The 271-nt window shown below is 75.6% G+C and carries 1 protein-coding gene; it reads left to right on the top strand.

Annotation, left to right across the window (positions count from 1 at the left end):
- Positions 1 to 190, top strand: a 190-nt coding sequence (locus tag SB658_RS24045; protein WP_410602859.1) for a hypothetical protein, incomplete at its 5' end; no start/stop codon positions are given.
- Between the last annotated feature and the right edge of the window lie 81 nt (positions 191 to 271).

The raw sequence follows: 271 nt of genomic DNA, 5'->3' as shown, positions 1-271 counted from the left end.
GCCCGAGGGGAGCTTCCTCGTCGCTCCCTCCCCCGACGCCGCCGGCCTCTCGCGGGCGCTGCGCGGACTGTGCGAGAACCCCGGCGTCGTCGCCCGCATGTCGACGGCGGCGATCGCCGGCCGCGACGACGTGTGGCACGCGTCGCACACGGCGGCGCTGGTCGGGGGATACGAGGGCGTCGCCCGATAGAATCGGATCCCGGATCGTGCGGCGCATGTTGCCGCCCGGACACGCCGGACACGGGAGCGCGCATGACCTGGGGCCTCGCCC

Source organism: Bacillus sp. SIMBA_008, from assembly GCF_046535495.1.
GTDB lineage: Bacteria > Bacillota > Bacilli > Bacillales > Bacillaceae > Bacillus > Bacillus subtilis.
This window is presented reverse-complemented; position numbering and strand designations above follow the sequence as displayed.